The following is a 20,227-nucleotide window of genomic DNA, read 5'->3' as shown; positions in this document are numbered from 1 at the left end:
TTTATTTTTATAGTGACTTCATTGTGCCTTTAGGCAATACAGCAGATACTGCCGATTTTTGTACTGTTACTTCAGCTTGCTCATTTAAAGAAATCACGATGAAATCTTTATCTTCAGTAATTTTAACAATTTTACCTACTAAACCGCCTTGGGTAAGTACTTCATCACCTTTAGCCATCGCGCTCATAAGGCTTTTGTGCTCTTTAACACGCTTAGCTTGTGGACGGTAAATTAAAAAGTAAAAAACTAAACCGAAAATAGCTAACATAATTAGCATTTCCCAGCCACCACTTGCAGCAGGTTGACCAGCAGCGGCGTGTGCGTTTGAAATAAATAAACTCATAATACTTCCTCTATATTTTTAAATTTTAATTTATATCTGCAAGCTCTGGCACGTCTTGGCCACGGCGAGCATAAAAATCACTAACAAATTCTTCTAGTTTACCTTCGCTAATTGCATTGCGTAGGCCTTCCATAACACGTTGATAGTAACGTAAGTTATGGATTGTGTTTAGTCGTGCGCCTAAAATTTCGTTACATTTATCAAGGTGATGCAAATAAGCACGCGAATAGTTTTTACAGGTATGGCAATCACACTCAGGATCAAGTGGGCCAGTATCTGTTTTATGTACTGCGTTACGAATTTTAATTGTACCTGTGGTAATAAATAAATGACCATTACGTGCATTACGGGTAGGCATTACACAGTCAAACATATCAATACCACGGCGTACAGACTCAACTAAGTCTTCAGGTTTACCTACACCCATTAAGTAGCGCGGTTTGTCTTCTGGCATTTTGTACGCACAATGATCAAGAATATTCATCATTTCGTTTTTAGGCTCACCAACCGATAGGCCGCCTAATGCGTAACCATCAAAGCCAATTTCTTCTAGACCTTTTTGTGATTGTGCACGTAACTCTGGGTACATACCACCTTGAATAATACCAAATAAGGCTGATGGGTTATCGCCGTGGCCTTCTTTAGAGCGCTTAGCCCAACGAAGCGATAACTCCATTGAGTCTTTTGCTTCTTTTTCGGTGGCAGGGTATGGCGTACATTCGTCAAAAATCATTACGATGTCTGAGCCTAAATCACGCTGTACTTCCATTGATTTTTCAGGCGACATCATAATTTGGTCACCATTTACCGGCGATTGGAACAACACGCCTTCTTCGGTAATTTTACGCATAGCACCAAGGCTAAATACTTGGAAACCACCTGAGTCGGTTAAAATTGGAAAGTCCCAATTCATAAAGTCGTGTAAATCACCGTGTTGTTTAATGATTTCAGTACCTGGGCGTAGCATTAAATGAAAGGTGTTACCCAAACAAATTTGTGCCCCTGTGGCTTTAACTTCATCTGGGGTCATGCCCTTAACAGTACCGTAAGTACCTACTGGCATAAATGCAGGCGTTTCTATTACACCACGGTCAAAAATCAAGCGGCCGCGGCGCGCTTTTCCGTCGGTGCGGTCTAATTCAAATTTCATATCATCCTCAATGTCGGAAAAACAGTCCAACAAGCTATAATTTAACCGCTCGATTCTACCCTTTTTGCCCCGTTATTACTATTAGCTGCGCTAAATTCACTGCGTATTAGCGCAGGCAAATAAAAACCCAGCGTGCGAGCTGGGCTTTTTAAAACGGTACCGGATAAAAACGTGCTTATTTACGTGTTAAAAACATCGCATCGCCGTAGCTAAAAAAGCGGTACTTTTGTTCTATAGCCGTGTTGTACGCGCCCATAATGTTATCTTGGCCGCTAAAGGCACTTACTAGCATTATGAGGGTTGATTCTGGCAAGTGAAAGTTAGTCACCATGGCATCAACTACATTAAACTGATAACCTGGAAAAATAAAAATATCGGTATCGCCAAAATAGCTCTCTAATTTACCGCCGTGTACTTTTGCTGCCGACTCCAACGAGCGTACAGAAGTAGTTCCCACAGCTATAACACGCCCACCGTTAGCTTTTGTATTAGCAACAGCGTGAACCACCTCATCAGGTACTTCAATGTATTCAGAGTGCATTACATGCTCATCTACGCTTTCTACACGCACCGGCTGAAACGTACCTGCGCCAACATGTAGCGTAACAAACGCCATGTTTACGCCTTTTTGTTTTAGTGCCGCCATTAACTTATCGTCAAAATGCAGCCCTGCTGTAGGCGCTGCTACTGCACCGGGCTTTTCGCCATAAACGGTTTGATAACGCTCGCGGTCAGCTTCGGTGTCTGGGCGGTCAATGTAAGGAGGTAAAGGCATGTGGCCAATGTCGTTTAGAATATCGAGTACATTTTGGCTACGATCAAATTCAAGCTCAAATAACGTATCTTGACGCGCAATCATTGTCGCTTTGGCTTTGCCTTCTAAAATAACTTCGTTACCAGGCTTTAACGACTTACTTGCTCTTACATGGGCAAGTACGCGGTGTTCATCAACTACACGCTCTACAAGTACTTCGACCTTACCGCCAGAGGCTTTTTGGCCAAACATACGAGCAGGAATAACGCGGGTATTATTAAATACTAATAAGTCACCTTCGTTTACTAAATCAAGTAGGTCGCTAAACACTTTGTGTTCAACGTTGCCAGTTGGGCCATCTAGGGTTAGTAAACGGCTGCTGGTTCTGTCTTGTTTAGGAAAACGAGCAATTAATTCATCAGGTAAGTCAAAGCTAAAGTCAGCCACGCGCATAGTCGGTATTCCACATCATTAAAATCGCGCCAAGTGTATATCTATCCTCGGCTAAGCTCAAGATATCTACCACAGTTGAGAGGATTCGCCCTATTTTAGATACATTTGAGTAACTACTTTAAATAATCTTGTTCTTATTGGTAAATATCATTATTCTTACTGTCCTTAATAATGATGGTTTAGTTTTGGGGTTATAAAAAAGTGGCAGATAAGCTGAAGTTGCTCATTCTAAACGCAAGTAGCGAAGAACGCCGCACTATACGCGCCACTTTAGAGTACTTAAACGTATTTGAATTTATTGAAGCCGCAGATAGCCTAGATGCACTCACCCTGTTAAAAAAGCAGCCAGTAAATATGATTATTACGGGCTTAAGCGTGGGGAAAATAGATGGCTGGCGTTTTTCACGCATGATCCGCTCAGGCTTACTTAACACCCCAAAAAACACCCCAATTTTACTTATTCCGCCTATTTACTGTGAGCGTATAGCAGAAACCACCGCTCGTAGTTATGGCATAGATGCTGTACTGCCCTTTGAGCACCAAGATATGCTGCCGCAGGTGCTGGCCAATGTTCTGTCTACGCATTTAGAAAAAAGCAGCCGCCTTAATTTACTCTTGCTTGAGCCAATAGCGCAAAAAGCCGATGAAATAGCGGAGCAACTTAAGCTTAATTTTGCCATTACCCATGTCACCTCAAGCCAAAGTGCTTTAAATGCTTACAACCAACAACAATTTGCTATTGTACTGCTTGATGCAACCGCGTCGCGCGCAGATACTTCAAGTGTTTTAGTTGAAGAAATACTGCAACATAACCCTAAACAAGCCATTGTAACTATTATTGATAATAACGATGCCGACTATGCAGAGCAGCTGCTGCTATCCGGTGTTACCGACTTTATAAGAGCGCCATACGACCCGTCGTTTTTAAATAAAGTATGTGACCATGCTGCGCGCCGTGAAGACTTTATGGTTAGTTATGCTGAGTTTGCCCAAAAGGTTGAGCAGTTAAGTATTAGCGAAGTACGCTACAAAGAGCTGTTTTCGGCGCACCAACGCATTTTGCTGCATTTAAATACGGTGGTTTTAGAGCTCGACCAACAAGGTAAAATTCGCTTTATCAATCCTGCTTGGGAAACACTAAGTGGCTTTGGGGTTAAATCGTCTTTGCAAAAATCATTAATCGATTATTGCTCTGATGAGTGCCAAGTAAAACTAAATACGACCATTAACGATATTCTTAATGGCGGCATGCACCAGCAGCAAGTCGAGATTCAACTTAATCATAAAAATGGCAATCAGATTTGGGTGGAATGCCGCTTACAGCTAATAAAAAACAGCCGTAATAATGCCACCATTACTGCCACAATCGACAACATACACGAGCGTAAACAAGCTGAATTAAAGCTGCGCCACTTAGCCTTGCACGATACGCTAACAGGTTTACATAATCGTTATTATTTTGATCAACAACTCAATAAAATATGCCAAACCAAGCACACCTATGGTGATGTAGAGCACGCACTTATTTACATCGATTTAGATCATTTTAAAATAATTAACGACAGCAAAGGCCATCAACAAGGCGACATTGTACTAAAAGATGTAGCTCAATTATTTGAAGCAAACATTAGCGCTAAGCATTTAGTGTGTAGAATAGGCGGTGACGAATTTGCTGTTATTTTAAAAAATACGCAGCTGCTTGACGCTCACCTAATTGCAGAGAGTATTTGTAGCGCGATTGAACAGCACGAGTTTAAATCAGAAGACCAAGTGTATTCAATTAGCTGCTCTATTGGCTTAACGCAAATAACGGCTAAAAATTGCGACCCGAGTGAGTGCCTCAAGCAAGCCGATATTGCCTTATATATTGCTAAAAGTTTAGGCCGTAACCTAGTGCACTGCTACTCAAAAGAAGATGCGCAAAATAACACCTTGCAAACCGGGCTTGAGTGGGGGCATGAGATTCGACAAGCACTTCAGCAGGATAACGTAGAGCTGCACTATCAGCCAATATGGGACTTTAAAGCCAATAAAGTGGCTTATTTTGAAGCGTTACTGCGTTTAAAAGTAGACGATAAACTTATTTTCCCTAATCAATTTATTCCCTCTCTTGAGCTGCTAAACGACACCTTTTTAATGGACCAATGTGTTATTCGCAATGCCATTGCTAGCGTGGCTGAGCACCCAGATTTAAACCAAGTGGCTATTAACCTTTCTGCTCAATCGTTTTTAGATGAGCGCTTAGTGCCACATATAGAATCGAGCCTAGAAAAATACCACGTACCGCCTTCGCGTATTATTTTTGAAATTACCGAGTCAGCCTCAGTTAACAATTTAAAAGCCACCCGTAAAATGATAGAAAAACTAAACAGTTTAGGCTGTCATTTTTCTATTGATGATTTTGGTACAGGCTTTAGCACATTTAACTATTTAAAACAGTTACCTGCACAACATGTAAAAATAGATGGCTCGTTTGTACGCGACATGATTAACGACCCCATTGACTTAGCACTGGTTAAGGCCATTAACGATATAAGCCGCTCCCTTGATAAGCGCTCTGTGGCAGAATACGTAGAAAGCGAAGAGATATTTTTTGCACTAAAAGAGATTGGTGTTGACTACGGACAAGGCTATTTTATTGCCCGTCCTGTGCCTGTAGAAAAAGTACAATCGACGCTTAAAATTATTTACCAGAAGAAACCTTTTATCCAACAACACACTAGCGCCAGCTAAACATTTTTAAACAGTTTTAAGCATTTTATTACTATCATTATTGCACTTATTGCCTATACTTTACGTACCACTTAGTAAATGTCTTGTTATTTTGATGATTTAACAATAAAAACATGACATTACCTATAAGCATACATGACTAGCAATTACATAGAGGTTAAAGCTTGTCAGGTTTAAGGAGGAAGGTATGGCGCAGCTGATTATTTTACTTCTCGTAATACATTGTGTAATTGCGTATCAGTGCTACCGGTACGCGCAGCTAAAGGGCTACCCAGTAGGCGTATTTGCTACTTTAGGCCTACTCCCGTATTTTAATGTAGTGGTTTGGATTTACTTGCTTTTTCTACCCGAACTCGAACCCTTTGAAAGCCAAACACATAGCAAACAGCAGCCCTTGTAGGCTGCTGTTTTGTTTATGCTACGCGAGTGCTTAATAGTGGCCAATAACCACACTGCACAAACCCTGTTTACCTAAAACAGCATATTACTGCTGCACTTTAACCTTAAAGGTAAATAGGCTTAACTCTCAAAATCTAAGCTACATTGGCGAGCTAAAAACACTTCTAGCTGTTGGCTGAATAACTTAAAGTCGCGAATTCTTCCTGTGGTTTTACGCCACAATATGCCTATATCTCTGTAGGCATCGCCTTGCGATGGGGTTGCTATCATGTTTTTATCTTTAAGAATGCCCGCATTAATCGCCATTTGCGGTAAAAATGTAACCCCCAACTGATGCTCTACCATGCTTAATAAGGTATGTAAGCTTGCAGCTTCAAAAGGATTAATACAGCTTGAGCGGTTTAAGTGGCACGCACTCAATGCATGCCCCGTCATACAATGCTCTCGCTCTAATAAAAACACACTAGCATCGGGTAGCAAGTTAAAGTCTTCAACGCCTTTAGCAGGGCTGTAATCTTTATGGTGCACTAAACTAAAGTGATCTTTAGCCAATACTTGAGTATGAAACTTCTCCGTTTGGTACGGTAAGGCTAATAAGGCTAAATCAATATGGCCGTGTTCAAGCTTATCTAATAACTTGTCGCTGGTATCTTCAACAAGTACCAACTCTAAATCACAAAAGGTTTGCTTACAAAAGTGATACAAAGGCGCCGCTATAAAGCTGGCGATAGTGGGTATAACCCCTACCACTAACTTACCACTGAGTGGCGTTAAAAAGCTTTTGGTTAGCTCTTTTAAACTAATTGTATCGTTAATAATTTTACGAGAGCGCTCAACGACCTCTTCACCAATACTGGTAAACATAAGGCTGCGATTTTCTCGCTCAATTAGCTGACAACCGAGTGTTTCTTCAAGGTTTTGAATAGCACTGCTTAAAGTAGATTGCCCAATAAAGCACGCACTTGCTGCACGGCCAAAATGCTGGTGCTGATGTACAGCTAATAAATACTGTAGCTGTTTAATACTTGGTAGGTTGGTCATTTTTTCTTTCCACAAATAAAAAGACCCCAACACCTAGGGCGTTGAGATCTTTTCAAGCTAAAAGTCTTTGAGTACTTTTTTGTTAAACCCCAAACGCGGTTCTTAGTACGTAGAAAATAACAATAGCAAGGGCAGCGCCAACTGGCAATGTAATTACCCAAGAAACTACAATGTTTCTGATAACACCCATGTTAAGTGCAGCAATACCACGTGCCATACCTACACCTAATACCGCACCAACTAAGGTTTGTGTAGTAGAAATTGGCATACCTGTACCTGATGCAATAACAACGGTAGACGCAGCAGCTAATTCGGCAGCAAAACCACGGCTAGGCGTTAAGTGAGTAATACCTTCACCTATCGTTTTAATTACCTTTTTACCTAAAATAGCAAGACCGGCAACAATACCAAAACCACCTAGTGGTAAAATCCACCAAGCAATAGCCGCTTTTTTAGCAATTTCACCGTTGCTTTCAACAATGTTCACAACCGCAGCAAGTGGACCAATTGCATTCGCTACATCGTTTGAGCCATGCGCAAACGCCATACAACACGCTGTTAATACCATTAATACCGCAAATACTTTTTCTACGTTATTAAATTGCATTTGTTTATCGGCTTTAGGGTCGATATTTAAACGTGAAATCGCAATTTTACCAATAATAGCTACAATCACAGCAATCGCTATTGCAATTAAATAGCCTTCAGTAGCGCCTAGGTTAATACCTATATGCTTTAAGCCTTTTTTAATTGTTACTAGCGCCATAATAAAGCCCGCTAAACCCATGTACAAAGGTACAAAGCGTTTTGCGTTTTTAAGCGGTGCATCAGTATCAAAAATCAGCTTTTGCGCACTCATAAAGATTAAGTAAGCAATAAAGCCAGATATAGCTGGGGTTATAATCCAGCTACCAACAATACCACCTACTTTATTCCATTGAATTGCTTCTGTACCTACTGCTACTAGTGCAAAACCAATGATTGCACCAATGATTGAGTGGGTAGTTGAAACAGGCCAACCTAAAAATGAAGCAATTAATAGCCAAGTACCCGCTGCAAAAAGCGCAGAGATCATGCCTAAAACCATTAAATCAGGGAGAGCAGCAAAAGGCGCAGCATCAATAATACCTTTACGGATTGTTGATGTAACCTCACCACCTGCTAAGTAAGCACCAGCAAATTCAAAAATCATAGCAATAATAATTGCTTGTTTAATTGTTAACGCTTTTGAACCTACCGAAGTACCCATCGCATTAGCAACGTCGTTCGCGCCAATACCATAAGCCATAAAAAAGCCGACTGCTGCGGCAATTAAAACTAATACCGTGCCGTAAGATGCAATGATATCCATTGTGTAACCTTAATCTTTCGTTTGAACTGATTTTTATAAATTAACGAGCTAGCATCAGCTCAAGACGTGATCCTACGCGCTCTGCAATATCTGCAAGTTCGCCAACCCATTCAATTATTTTGTATAAAAACATAACATCAATTGGGTTTAGCTCGCTTTCTACATCGCGTAGTTGGCGGCGTACTTTAATTTGCATTTCATCCGTGTCTTGTTCTATGGCATCCAATTCTACGAGCATTTTTTCTACTAAAGTCACCTCGCGACCTTTAAAGCCCGTTTCTAACAATTCTTCTAACTCATTAATTGCTTTTGATGCTTGTTTAGTCGCATCAACACAACGTGTTAGATAAGCTAAAAAGTCTGCTTGCATAGCACTAGGAATTGTCATTTCACGGCCAATTACGCGCCCTGCAATGTCTTTAGCCTTATTTGCTATTTTATCTTGTTGAGTTACGAGTTCGAGCAGATCTGTACGCTCTACCGGCATGAATAAACCACGCGGTAATTGTAAGCGTATATCTCTTTTCATATCATCAGCTTCACGCTCTAAATTACGAATAGTTAAGCGAAGCTCTTCTGCTTGCTGCCACTCTTCTTTAAATACGTGATTAAAAAAAGGTATCAAGGCTTTACTTGCTTGATGAACCTTCTTGATGTGTTCTTCCATTGGTTTGATAGGAGATTTTGCAAATACTCCTAAAAACGCGTTTGTAGGCATAACTGACCCTTTAATCAAATTGATATGCTTTGCAGCATGAATTTTACAGTATTAGCCGCGATTGTGAACGCTTTTTATTATTTCATCATGGCTAACAATGCATAAAGCGGCACTAAGCCGCTTTAATAAAAAAGAATGATAGATAAAAACCTACAACGATTTTTCTATATCTTCTTGAGATGTATGACGAATATCTTTGCCGTTTACAAAATAAATAATGTATTCCGCAATATTTTGGCAACGGTCGCCAATACGCTCTAATGAACGTACAGACCACACTAAATCCATAATTTTAGGAATTGAACGTGGGTCTTCCATCATGTAAGTCATAATTTGACGTGTGATTGCTTCATATTCACGGTCAACTTTTGCATCTTCTTTATGTACTTCAAAGGCGCGTTGTACATCCATGCGTGCAAACGCATCAAGTACATCATGTAGCATTTTTAAAACTTGGCGACCCATGTTTTCAATATTCACTAATAAATCTTGCTGATCTTTAGTAAATGAATCCAAAGCCACTTTAGCAATGCGTTCTGCTTCATCGCCAATGCGCTCTAAATCGGCAATCGTTTTTGCAATGGCTACTACTAGGCGTAAATCACTTGCTGCTGGCTGACGACGAGCAATGATGCGCGTACATTCATCATCAATGCTAACTTCCATTGCATTAACTTTGTAATCGTTCTGGCGTACTTTTTGTGCCAGTTCAGCATCATTGCGACTTACTGCATCTAATGCACTGCTTAGCTGCTGCTCAACTAGGCCACCCATGTTAAGTACATGGTTACGAACATTTTCTAGCTCTTGGTTAAAGCGCCCAGAAATATGCTTATTTATATTATGTTCCATAATTACCTTCTCTTAAATTCGTTTACAACACTAAAACGTATACGATTAACCGTAACGGCCTGTAATGTAGTCTTCCGTTTTCTTTTTGCTTGGCGTTGTAAATAAGGTATTTGTGTCTGAGTATTCAATCAACTCGCCCATATACATAAAGGCCGTTTGATCAGATACACGCGCTGCTTGTTGCATATTATGTGTCACAATAACAACGGTAAATTTGTTCTTTAAATCGTTAATTAGCTCTTCAATAACCAAAGTAGAAATTGGGTCAAGTGCCGATGTTGGTTCATCAAGTAATAGTACTTCAGGTTCAATCGCAATTGAACGGGCAATAACTAAACGCTGTTGCTGACCACCTGATAGACCAAATGCGCTATCGTGTAATCTGTCTTTTACTTCATCCCATAAAGCCGCACCGCGAAGTGATTGTTCTACCACTTCATCTAGCTTACGCTTTTCTTTAATACCTTGTAAGCGTAGGCCATAAACCACATTTTCATAAATTGATTTAGGAAATGGGTTAGGACGCTGAAACACCATACCCACGTTACGACGTAGCGCGGCTACATCTACACTTTTATCGTAAATGTTTTGGCCGTGAAGTAATATTTCACCTTCAATACGACACACATCAACTAAATCGTTCATGCGGTTAATACAACGCAATAGCGTTGATTTACCACAACCAGATGGACCGATAAACGCCGTAACTTGGCCTTTCGGGATATTCATATTTACTTTGCTAAGCGCTTGCTTTTCACCATAGTAAAGATCAAGGTCCTTAATCTCTAACGCTTTTTGGTCATCAGTTAAGTTTTCTAAGTCTAACTTCAAGCTTTTGTTAGCTTGGTTTACTTGTGGAGCGACTGTAATCATGTTTGTTACCTATAATTCTTTACTAATTAGTGTTCAAGCGATCTGAATTTTTCACGTAAATGGTTACGTATGCCTATCGCTGTTATGTTGAGGGTAATAATCACCGACACTAATAAGAAGGCCGTTGCGTATACCAGCGGGCGTGCCGCTTCAACATTCGGGCTTTGAAAGCCCACATCATAAATATGAAAGCCTAAGTGCATGAACTTTCTATCTAAGTGAAAATAAGGGAAGTTGCCATCGAGTGGTAACGTAGGGGCCATTTTTACAACACCTACGAGCATTAACGGCGCAACTTCACCGGCCGCTCGAGCAACTGCAAGTATTAAACCTGTCATAATTGCTGGGCTTGCCATAGGAATAATAATACGCCATAAGGTTTCAACTTTGGTTGCACCAAGCGCTAATGAACCATCACGCACTGTACTAGGAATACGCGATAAACCTTCCTCGGTTGATACAATAACAACCGGTAATGTAAGAATAGCTAATGTAAGCGCAGACCACATAACACCCGGCGTACCAAATACTGGCGTAGGCGCAGCTTCTGGGTAAAACAGTTGGTCAAGGCTACCACCTAACATGTAAACAAAAAAGCCTAAGCCAAATACACCGTAAACAATAGACGGTACACCGGCAAGGTTAATTACCGCAATACGAATCATCTTAGTTACTGCATTTTTAGCTGCGTACTCATGTAAGTAAATTGCAGCAACAACACCAAATGGGGTCACAATAACGGCCATCAGCATAACCATAAATACTGTACCAAATATAGCAGGGAATACGCCGCCTTCGGTGTTTGCTTCACGTGGGTCGTCTGATACAAACTTACCCAGTTGCACAAAGTAATGACCTAATTTTGAGAAAAAGCCCATGTCGTTAGGCAACCAAACATCAAGCACTTGATACAGTGGAATGGTGACTACTTCACCACGCATGTCCTTAACTAAAACTTGGTCACGTTTGGCTTTTTTACGCAGTGCAAATAACTCTTTTTCAAGTACTGCGTATTCGTTACGTAACTCGGCACGTGCTTGAGCAAGCTCAGCAACACGCTCATCGGTTAGTTCGTCATCAAGTAGGTACGCTTTTTCTTGTAAGCGAAGACGCTCTAATTCGTAGTTGATATGACCGATGTCGCCATTTTGTAAATCAAGCGCTTCGTCGTTTAAATCAACCGCACGCTCTACTAGCTCATGTAAGGTTTCGATTTTATCGCCAGTAACCGGCTTTCCATCTTTAATTACACCTTCTATGTAGCCATAAAAGTTACCGTTTTTACTGCGCTCAAATACAGCAAGCGTAGCCGGTGTACTTTGCTCAGTAATATCGGTTTCTAATATCCAACGAAAATCTAAATCTACATATTCGCGGTTACCTGTTTTTATAAGTAAACGCTCAACTTCGTCTTTATTAAAATCTGATACATCAATACCTGTTGCAGCTAAACGCGCTGTAGGCACAAGTTCTCGGTCGTAAACTTCACCAATTATGGTTTGTTTTGAAATAGACCCTTCTAGCTCAAATTGAACTACCTCTGATGGCCAGAAAAAGCTTAATCCCTTCCAAGCTATCATTGCTAATAAACCGAGAACTGAAATTAAGCTGATACTTACCGCACCACCTGTCATCCAAATCCAAGGAGAACCAGACTTAAACCACTGCTTTACCATGTCGTGTCTCTCCACTTACATTGAGCTGTATTTTTCACGCAGTTGCTGACGAACAAACTCAGCCACTGTGTTGAAAATAAAGGTGAATATGAATAGTACAAATGCTGCTAAGAATAATATTCTATAGTGCGAGCTGCCTACTTCTGATTCAGGCATTTCTACCGCAATGTTTGCTGCAAGCGTACGCATACCTTGGAAAATACTCCAATCCATAATTGGCGTATTACCTGTTGCCATTAATACAATCATGGTTTCGCCTACTGCACGGCCAAGTCCCATCATTACAGCAGAGAAAATACCTGGGCTTGCTGTAAGTAGTACAACACGTACTAGCGTTTGCCACTGCGTAGCACCAAGTGCTAGTGAGCCATTTGATAAATGTTTAGGAACACTAAATACGGCATCTTCTGCAATCGAGAATATAGTAGGAATAACGGCAAAGCCCATCGCAATCCCCACCACTAAAGAGTTACGTTGGTCAAACGTCATACCCAGCTCGTTAGTTAGGTACTGACGTACATTTCCGTCAAACATCCAAAGCTCTACTGTTTCGCTCATTGCAAACGATACCCAGCCTATAAATAATACAACCGGAATAAGTAAAATAGAGTGCGACCCTTCAGGGATTTTATGGCGAATACTCGCTGGTAACTTAGTCCAACCTAGTGCTGTTGCTAGCACACCTAACGGTAATAAAATCAATAAGCCGACAATAGCTGGTAGGTGCTCTTCTATAAGTGGCGCTAACCACAGGCCTGCTAAAAAGCCTAATATTACAGTCGGGAGGGCTTCCATAATTTCTACCGTTGGCTTTACCACTTTACGCAGCTCGCTCGACATAAAGTAAGCGGTGTAAATAGCGGCAGAAAGCGCAATGGGTACTGCAAATAGCATGGCGTAAAGCGCTGCTTTTAACGTACCAAACGAAATTGGAACCAAAGAAAATTTAGACTCAAAGTCATCACTTGCTGATGTAGATTGCCAAATATAACCAGGCTCAGGGTAACCTTCGTACCACACTTCTTGCCAAAGTGCAGACCAGGTAACCTCTGGGTGCTCATTATGAATTTCTAATACGGTTAGTTGGTTATCGGCTAAAATAAGGGCAGCATTTGAGCGCGGAGCTATAGCAAAGTTTTTAATCTCGCCATCACTTACTTTACCTTGCCAAAGTTTTGCCTCACTTGTGGTGTAATACACACCTAGCTCACCATTACTGCTTGTAGTGAAGAAAGTTCGACGATAAAACTCGGTAAAAATGTTCAGCTTGCTTTGTTTAGTTGTTTCAAACGAGCGAATTTTTTGATACTCACGGCCGCTGTCTGTATTTACTTCAAACCACTGCGATACTTCACCGTTATCGTTTGCAAGCATGAGTGAGTTAGCACCAGCAAGTAGCTGCGCAGACACTAAGTTAGCACTTTCTTCGTTAGCCGAAAGCAGCTGAATTTGCTCTACTTCGCTTGGGTAGCGTGTATCGTAAACATAAATTTGATTCGCCGAACGTACAAATGTGCGGGTGGTATCTGGCGAAATTAAAAGCTCATCAACACGGCCTTCAATATTAAGCTCAGTGCGCTCAACTACCCATTCTACTTCACCGGTAAACATGTTTTCTTCAGCAACAAAGCTGCTAAATAAAACGCGTTTGTCTTCGGTTAAAGCAACCACAGCTGTTTTATCTTCGTAATGACTAAATGCAAAACGCTTAATGGCAGCACCTTGCTCGTCAACTTCTAATGCCATTTTGCCAAGTGGGTAATCTAAACGTGGCGTTAGCTTTCTTTCGTTGTTAGGAAAAGTAACTAAAAACTTAGGTGCTACCAGCACCACTGAGCCATTTTCTAAACCAAACGCATAATGCCCCTGAAACGGCGCACTGTTTGCAAAGCTTGATGCATCACTAGGTAGCTCGGCGCTTAATGTTTTAAGCTTTTTACCAAAGCTGCCATCTTGCACACTATAAAAATCTACCTTTCCTTGCTGAGAGAGTAAAAAAGCAACCTCAGTTTGCTCCTCAACACCTAAGCCCACAATTTGTTCAGCATTAGCAACGTTAAAACTGTTACGTTTTTCTACTTTTGCTGATTCAAAAATTGGTTGTACTACATAAAGAAGGTAAAAGAATATTAATAACAATGCTATTAATACCATTACTCCGCCTGCGGAAATACCCCACTTTGCAAACCGGTCTTTAAATAGACGGCTTCGATCCGTATTTAAAGTCGGCTTATTCGGATTGGAAGTCATCAAAACACCCTTTAATTCTGTCGTTGTACAAATTATATTTCATCAAGATGACAGTAATGTTACAGATGTAATAAATACCCGCCTAAACGCTTTAAAATCAGTCCTTTTTTCTAATGACAGCCCTTGCTTAATTGTTACTCACTGATATGACACAACATAAATCGATACAAAAAAGGGGAAATATTTAATATAAATGCCCTAAATTAGTGCCTATTTAGCTATTTAATAACGCGTTTTACTGCCCTGCTGGAGATGACTAAATTTATGCTTTTATTGCGCATTAGTTGTTAACACTTTTATGGTTAAATAAAGTGCATAGCGCTCAAAGCATGGAAAAAATAAATGTTATGGTTCATAAATGACACTTATTATCAAAAGTGCTATAAAATTGTTAATAAATTCAGTGTGAGTTTATCTTCTTATGGGAACTAATTTGTGCTTTTATTGGACAAACAATTTAACGCAGACAATACTAAATCTATGTATAACGAAACAAGACCGCAGCGCTAAAGTTAAAAAATTCAACGATAAAGACACAAATAAGTAATAATAAACAATTAGTTTTTTATGGGTTTATATTACCCACTACAATGATAGAAACGTTATAAACACTTAATGCCTACGCATTTACATTTTCAGGCTTAGAGAGAGCTATTTATGAAGCAGTTGGTGATCACCATTTTAGGGCAAGACCGGCCCGGATTAGTAGAAAGTATTTCATCGGTTATCTTGCAAAATAAGGGTAACTGGCTGAGCAGTAATTTAAGCCACTTACTAGGCCACTTTGCCGGTATTATTCAGGTAGAAGTAGCGCAAGAGCACTTTGAAGCATTGCAAAACGCATTAAATGCCTTACCTAAACTCGACGTGCGGATTGAAACTGGCAACACAGAAGTAGAGCCAAGTAGCAAAGAACAAATAAATTTTGTCATTACTGGCAATGACCGCCCGGGCATTGTTCAGGAGCTGGCAAGTGTAATACGCCACAAAGGCGCTAGCATTACTCACTTAAACTCAAGGCAACAAAGTGCGCCAAATTGGGGAGTGCCTATTTTTAGTGCCGTAGCTACAGTCACCTTACCCAGTGGTATGAATAAAGAAGAAGTTATTGATGCACTTGAATCGATTACCAGTGATTTAATTGTAGATATTGAAGAGGCATAGCCCAAACGCCGTTGACATAAAAATGACATGGTAGTCATTTTTATGTCATCTAACTGGCGTATGTTTGAGTAAAAAGGGCTGATTATTACTACCTTTATCGTTTTTTACATTGTAAACCTCATAAGCGCACGCACAGCCCCAAATTAAATTTGAAACATATCCTGATAACGGAATAGATATGAATGCCCATATAGAGCCCCCTCAAACAACTGAATATTTTGCAAAAGAATTAAGCTGGCTGTCATTCAACGAGCGTGTACTACAAGAGGCTAAAGATAAAAATAACCCGATTATTGAGCGCATGCGTTTTTTGGGCATTTTCTCTAATAATTTAGATGAATTTTTTAGAGTGCGCGTTGCTGATGTAAAGCGCCGAATTTTATTAAATAAACTCCCCGATGCTAATTTTGAAGAAGACGAAATACTGCTTAGTGAGATACAAAAAAAAGTACTCCAGTTAGGTAAAAAATTTAACCACATACATCAGCAGGTATTAACAGACTTAAACCATCATAACATTCATGTTAGTCGCCCCGATGAGCTCAGTGAGTTTCATTTAAACTGGTTAAAAAATTACTTTCATGATCACGTTCTTCAACATACTTCTCCTATTTTGCTAAACGAGAACAAAGACTTCTCTACCTATATAAACGACACCATGACCTACTTATTTGTAGAAATGAGTGATGAAAAAAGTTATTACGCAATGCTTGAGGTACCCACCGACAGGGTTGATCGCTTTATAAACCTGCCTCCAGAAAAAACCCGCCGCCATAAAACCATTGTAATGCTTGATGATGTCATCACTTACTTTTTAAACGATGTATTTAGTAGCTTTTTTTCTTATAAAAGCATTGCCGGTTATGCAATAAAATTAACTCGCGATGCAGAGTACAACCTAGACGACGAGCTAGAGGCTGGCTTACTTGATAAAATGTCCAAAGGGTTAAAACAACGTATTTATGCTGAGCCGGTAAGATTGGTTTACGATCAAGCCATGCCTGAAAACATGCTAAAAGTGATGAAAAAGCGCCTCGGTGTCACGCATCATGATGCGTTAATTCCTGGGGGGCGTTATCGTAATTTTAGAGACTTTATATCGTTTCCTAATGTAGGGCGCCAATATTTAGAAAACAAACCCCTCCCAGCATTGCAAAGTAGTGCGTTTAATAAACATGCCAGTGTATTTGACGCTATTAGCGAGCAAGATATTTTACTGTATTACCCCTATCATACTTTTAATCATGTGCTTGAATATGTGCGCCAAGCGGCCTTCGACCCTAATGTTACGCAAATAAAGGTTAATATTTATCGTGTAGCGAGTAAATCTAGGCTAATTTCATCGTTAATTAATGCCGCTCAAAACGGTAAATTAGTGACCGTTATGGTTGAGTTAAAAGCACGTTTTGACGAGCAAAATAATATTGAATGGGCAAAGGTGCTAAGCAGTGCAGGTATTAAAGTAATTTTTGGTATACCCGCACTAAAAGTGCACAGCAAATTATGTGTGGTGCACCGTAAAGAAAAAGGCCAAATAGTAAAATATGCTCATATTGGCACAGGTAATTTCCATGAAAAAACAGCCAAAATTTACACTGACTTTAGCCTATTTACTCGCCACACTGGTATTTGTGAAGAAAGCGACAGCGTATTTAGATTTATAGAAAGCAGTTATAAACCGTTCAAATTTGACTACTTAATGCTTTCGCCAATTAATGCCCGTGAAACGCTGCTTAATTTAATCAATAACGAAATTGACCATGTTGAAAACAACAAACCAGGCAAAATAACAGTAAAAATAAATAACCTCGTCGATAAAGAGCTGGTAGACAGGCTTTACCTAGCTGGTCAAATCGGCGTTAAAATTAGAATTATTGTACGTGGCATGTGCTCGCTCATCCCTGGCGTGCCTAAACTTAGCGATAATATTAAGGTAATTAGTATTGTTGATCGCTTTTTAGAGCATCCTCGCGTAATGGTATTTGGTAACAATGGCGATGAAAAAGTATTTATATCCTCTGCTGATTGGATGACACGTAACCTAGATCATCGTGTTGAAGTAGGTGTTCCTATTTTGGATGTTAAGTTAAAACGCCTTATAGTTGATATATTAGAGCTACAATTTAAAGACCGTACCAAAGCACGCATTATTGATAGCGAGCAAAAAAACGCTTATGTAAGAAGGGGTAACCGTAAAAAAATCCGCTCTCAAATAGCAATTTACGATTATCTAAAAAAATGGGAACACACTTATTATAATGAATGATCACCCTTCAATAGCCGCAGTTGATTTAGGCTCCAACAGCTTTCATTTAGTGGTTGCCCGAGAAGTAAACGGCACTTTGCAAATTTTGCACAAAGAAAAACAACGCGTTTATTTAGCCGATGGGCTAGATGATAAATTTCGCTTAAGCCAAGCTGCAATAGACCGCGCCCTCGTGGTACTAAAGCAATTTGCTAAAACCTTACATGAGTTCCCCGCAAGTAATGTAAAGGTAGCTGCCACTTACACTTTTAGGCGCGCTAAAAATATTAACGCCTTTTTAGCCCAAGCTAGCGCTGTGTTTCCTTTTCATATTGATGTAATTGCAGGTCAAGAAGAAGCACGCCTTATTTATCAGGGCGTTGCGCATTATGTTCATAATGAAGAAAACCGTTTAGTGATCGATATTGGCGGTGGCAGTACCGAGCTTATAATAGGTAAACATTTTAAGCATAAGCTTTTATCTAGCCGTAATATGGGCTGTGTTAGCTTTACAAAGCAGTTTTTTAGCGATGGAAAAATAACGGCCAAACGCTTTAACAAAGCGCAAATAAGAGCCGAGCAAGAGCTTGAAGCCATTTTTTCTAATTATGTAAGCGAAAATTGGCAAACAGTAATTGGCACGTCGGGCACTATAAAGTCAATTTTAGCGATGATAAGCGCCACAAATCCGCAACAACCTAACATCACTTACGACGATTTACTCGCGTTAAAACAACAGTTTATTAGTGCTAAACATATTGATAACTTAACTATTGCAGGGCTTACACCCGAGCGCCAACAAAGCATATGCGGTGGCTTAGCAATTTTAATTGCGATATTTACAGAGTTTGCCATTAAAGAGCTGACCTACAGCGATTTTTCTTTGCGCGAAGGGTTGCTGCACGAAATGCAGCAAAAGCTGGCCCATAAAGATATTCGCTCAAACACTATTAATAACTTAAGTGAGCGCTACACTGCTGATAAAGCGCATGCAGCGCGTGTTGCTGATACGGCTATTTGGCTCTATAAACAGTTAAAAAATGTATGGCATTTAGATAATAACGACGATATTGCTTTGTTAACTTGGGCTGCAAAATTACACGAAATTGGTTTATCAATTAACTCATCGGGGATTAACAAACACAGCGCTTATATAGTAGCAAATAGTCAATTACCCGGTTTTACGCAGCAAGAGCAACTTATTTTAAGCTCACTTATACGCTTTTATCGTAAAAAAATTAAACTGACTGAGCTGCCTGAGTTTTTAACTATTTCTCAAAAGCACGTGCTTAAACTGATTGTTATTTTACGCTTGGCCATTTTATTTAATCAAAAGCGCCAAGTGAGCTTAAAGCCGGATATGGAAATAAGCGCAAGCAACTTAGGCTTATTTATTAAGTTTAGTAACAGCTACTTGCAAGAGCATACATTGCTACAAGCAGATCTGGAGCAAGAGCAGCTCTATCTTAAAAAAGCAGGGATTCAGTTTGAGTGCGTTTAATTTTATAAGGCTTAAAAGCCTGTGACATTTTTTGTGCAGAAGTAATGTAACTGCGACGCGCGCCTTTTAATATGAGCTTGCAGCTTTACTTACCCCCCATGTAAAGCACACATAATAAAGCGCCCTCAGGTAAACCCAAGGGCGTTTAAAGCTTTACCTATAAAGGTATTCACCTATAAAGGTAACAACCGAGTTATTTTATCAGGTTTACATATCCATATGGCGGTTTGAGCTTTGCATCATTTGCTTAACGCCTTGCTTTTCAAGCTCTAAAATTTGCTCGAGCTTTTCTTTACCGTTTTCTGTCTCAGCGCGCTCTAATAAGTACTCGTAAAGTTCGATTACTTTTTTGTGCTGCTCAGAGAGGTAGTTTTGAATCACCTTTTCATCAAATTCTTGGTCTTTGCTAATATCGTTAAACGTAATTAACTCGGGGTTGTCTGCAAAGTATTCGTAGCTGTAAGTATCTAAGGTGTTGATCTCTGTAATTGCTTTAAAGCCAACTAAGTCTTCAGCTAACTTTTTTTCATAATCTAAATAATAGTCCACTAGCATCGCGTTACGTTCATCAAGTAACTCCTTAACGCTGTAAAAATTTGCCGCCATTTGTGTGTGAAATAAAACGGTCCAATCGTACACTTCTTTAATTGTTTTAACTTGCATGTGCATTCCTTACTAAGTTGACTGTATAAGGTATAGGTTGCGTAAACCGTGCCAACATAAA

The 20,227-nt window shown here is 39.9% G+C and carries 16 protein-coding genes; 5 read left to right on the top strand and 11 right to left on the bottom strand.

The features are described from left to right. Positions 1–7 precede the first annotated feature (7 nt). From yajC to queA, 3 genes are all read right to left on the bottom strand, one after another. Entirely contained in the window at positions 8–343 is a 336-nt protein-coding gene (gene yajC, locus PSH41_RS00355) for a preprotein translocase subunit YajC (protein ID WP_004587613.1), read from the bottom strand. Between the two features lie 25 nt (positions 344–368). Continuing rightward, positions 369–1,493, bottom strand: a complete 1,125-nt coding sequence (gene tgt, locus PSH41_RS00350; protein WP_004587614.1) for a tRNA guanosine(34) transglycosylase Tgt — start codon at positions 1,491–1,493, stop codon at positions 369–371. Between the two features lie 175 nt (positions 1,494–1,668). After that, positions 1,669–2,700 carry a tRNA preQ1(34) S-adenosylmethionine ribosyltransferase-isomerase QueA gene (gene queA / locus PSH41_RS00345; RefSeq protein ID WP_273589347.1) on the bottom strand — a complete coding sequence of 344 codons (1,032 nt, stop codon included), beginning with the start codon at positions 2,698–2,700 and terminating at the stop codon, positions 1,669–1,671. Positions 2,701–2,901: 201 nt separating this feature from the next. Between queA and PSH41_RS00340 the strand changes: the two genes are divergently transcribed. Next, on the top strand, positions 2,902–5,433 hold the full coding sequence (locus PSH41_RS00340) for an EAL domain-containing protein (protein ID WP_121638044.1): 2,532 nt from the start codon (positions 2,902–2,904) through the stop codon (positions 5,431–5,433). A 187-nt stretch (positions 5,434–5,620) separates the two neighbouring features. Then, a complete protein-coding gene (locus PSH41_RS00335) occupies positions 5,621–5,833 on the top strand; it encodes a hypothetical protein (protein ID WP_024031438.1) in 213 nt (70 codons plus the stop codon). A gap of 119 nt (positions 5,834–5,952) precedes the next feature. On the opposite strand, the gene PSH41_RS00330 is transcribed toward PSH41_RS00335, so the two are convergent. The 7 genes from PSH41_RS00330 to PSH41_RS00300 form a co-directional block, all read right to left on the bottom strand. Next, the gene (locus PSH41_RS00330) at positions 5,953–6,873 is read right to left on the bottom strand and encodes a hydrogen peroxide-inducible genes activator (protein WP_004587618.1); all 921 of its coding nucleotides are present in this window, start codon (positions 6,871–6,873) and stop codon (positions 5,953–5,955) included. Positions 6,874–6,955: 82 nt separating this feature from the next. After that, complete coding sequence (locus PSH41_RS00325; RefSeq protein WP_024031439.1) at positions 6,956–8,224, bottom strand: inorganic phosphate transporter; 1,269 nt, start codon at positions 8,222–8,224, stop codon at positions 6,956–6,958. 40 nt (positions 8,225–8,264) lie between these two features. Next, positions 8,265–8,942, bottom strand: coding sequence for a TIGR00153 family protein (locus tag PSH41_RS00320; protein ID WP_004587620.1), 678 nt, complete (start codon positions 8,940–8,942; stop codon positions 8,265–8,267). 150 nt (positions 8,943–9,092) lie between these two features. After that, positions 9,093–9,794 carry a phosphate signaling complex protein PhoU gene (gene phoU / locus PSH41_RS00315; RefSeq protein WP_273589346.1) on the bottom strand — a complete coding sequence of 234 codons (702 nt, stop codon included), beginning with the start codon at positions 9,792–9,794 and terminating at the stop codon, positions 9,093–9,095. A gap of 45 nt (positions 9,795–9,839) precedes the next feature. Next, positions 9,840–10,667 carry a phosphate ABC transporter ATP-binding protein PstB gene (pstB, locus tag PSH41_RS00310; RefSeq protein WP_004587622.1) on the bottom strand — a complete coding sequence of 276 codons (828 nt, stop codon included), beginning with the start codon at positions 10,665–10,667 and terminating at the stop codon, positions 9,840–9,842. Between the two features lie 26 nt (positions 10,668–10,693). After that, positions 10,694–12,343, bottom strand: coding sequence for a phosphate ABC transporter permease PstA (gene pstA / locus PSH41_RS00305; protein ID WP_004587623.1), 1,650 nt, complete (start codon positions 12,341–12,343; stop codon positions 10,694–10,696). A 15-nt stretch (positions 12,344–12,358) separates the two neighbouring features. Continuing rightward, positions 12,359–14,593, bottom strand: coding sequence for an ABC transporter permease subunit (locus PSH41_RS00300; protein ID WP_039972240.1), 2,235 nt, complete (start codon positions 14,591–14,593; stop codon positions 12,359–12,361). 657 nt (positions 14,594–15,250) lie between these two features. On the opposite strand from PSH41_RS00300, the gene PSH41_RS00295 reads away from it, so the two are divergent. From PSH41_RS00295 to ppx, 3 genes are all read left to right on the top strand, one after another. After that, complete coding sequence (locus PSH41_RS00295) at positions 15,251–15,757, top strand: glycine cleavage system protein R (protein WP_024031441.1); 507 nt, start codon at positions 15,251–15,253, stop codon at positions 15,755–15,757. A gap of 178 nt (positions 15,758–15,935) precedes the next feature. Then, the gene (ppk1, locus tag PSH41_RS00290; RefSeq protein ID WP_273589345.1) at positions 15,936–18,023 is read left to right on the top strand and encodes a polyphosphate kinase 1; all 2,088 of its coding nucleotides are present in this window, start codon (positions 15,936–15,938) and stop codon (positions 18,021–18,023) included. Continuing rightward, the gene (gene ppx, locus PSH41_RS00285; RefSeq protein WP_273589344.1) at positions 18,016–19,503 is read left to right on the top strand and encodes an exopolyphosphatase; all 1,488 of its coding nucleotides are present in this window, start codon (positions 18,016–18,018) and stop codon (positions 19,501–19,503) included. Before ppk1 ends, ppx begins: the two co-directional genes overlap by 8 nt. Before the next feature lie 207 nt (positions 19,504–19,710). On the opposite strand, the gene PSH41_RS00280 is transcribed toward ppx, so the two are convergent. Beyond that, a complete protein-coding gene (locus PSH41_RS00280) occupies positions 19,711–20,166 on the bottom strand; it encodes a hypothetical protein (RefSeq protein WP_004587628.1) in 456 nt (151 codons plus the stop codon). Positions 20,167–20,227: the final 61 nt, after the last annotated feature.

The sequence above is a fragment of the Pseudoalteromonas sp. CST2 genome, assembly GCF_028599385.1.
Classification (GTDB): Bacteria; Pseudomonadota; Gammaproteobacteria; order Enterobacterales; family Alteromonadaceae; genus Pseudoalteromonas; species Pseudoalteromonas atlantica.
The sequence above is the reverse complement of the archived record's forward strand: the minus strand, read 5'-3'. Positions and strand labels throughout refer to the sequence as shown.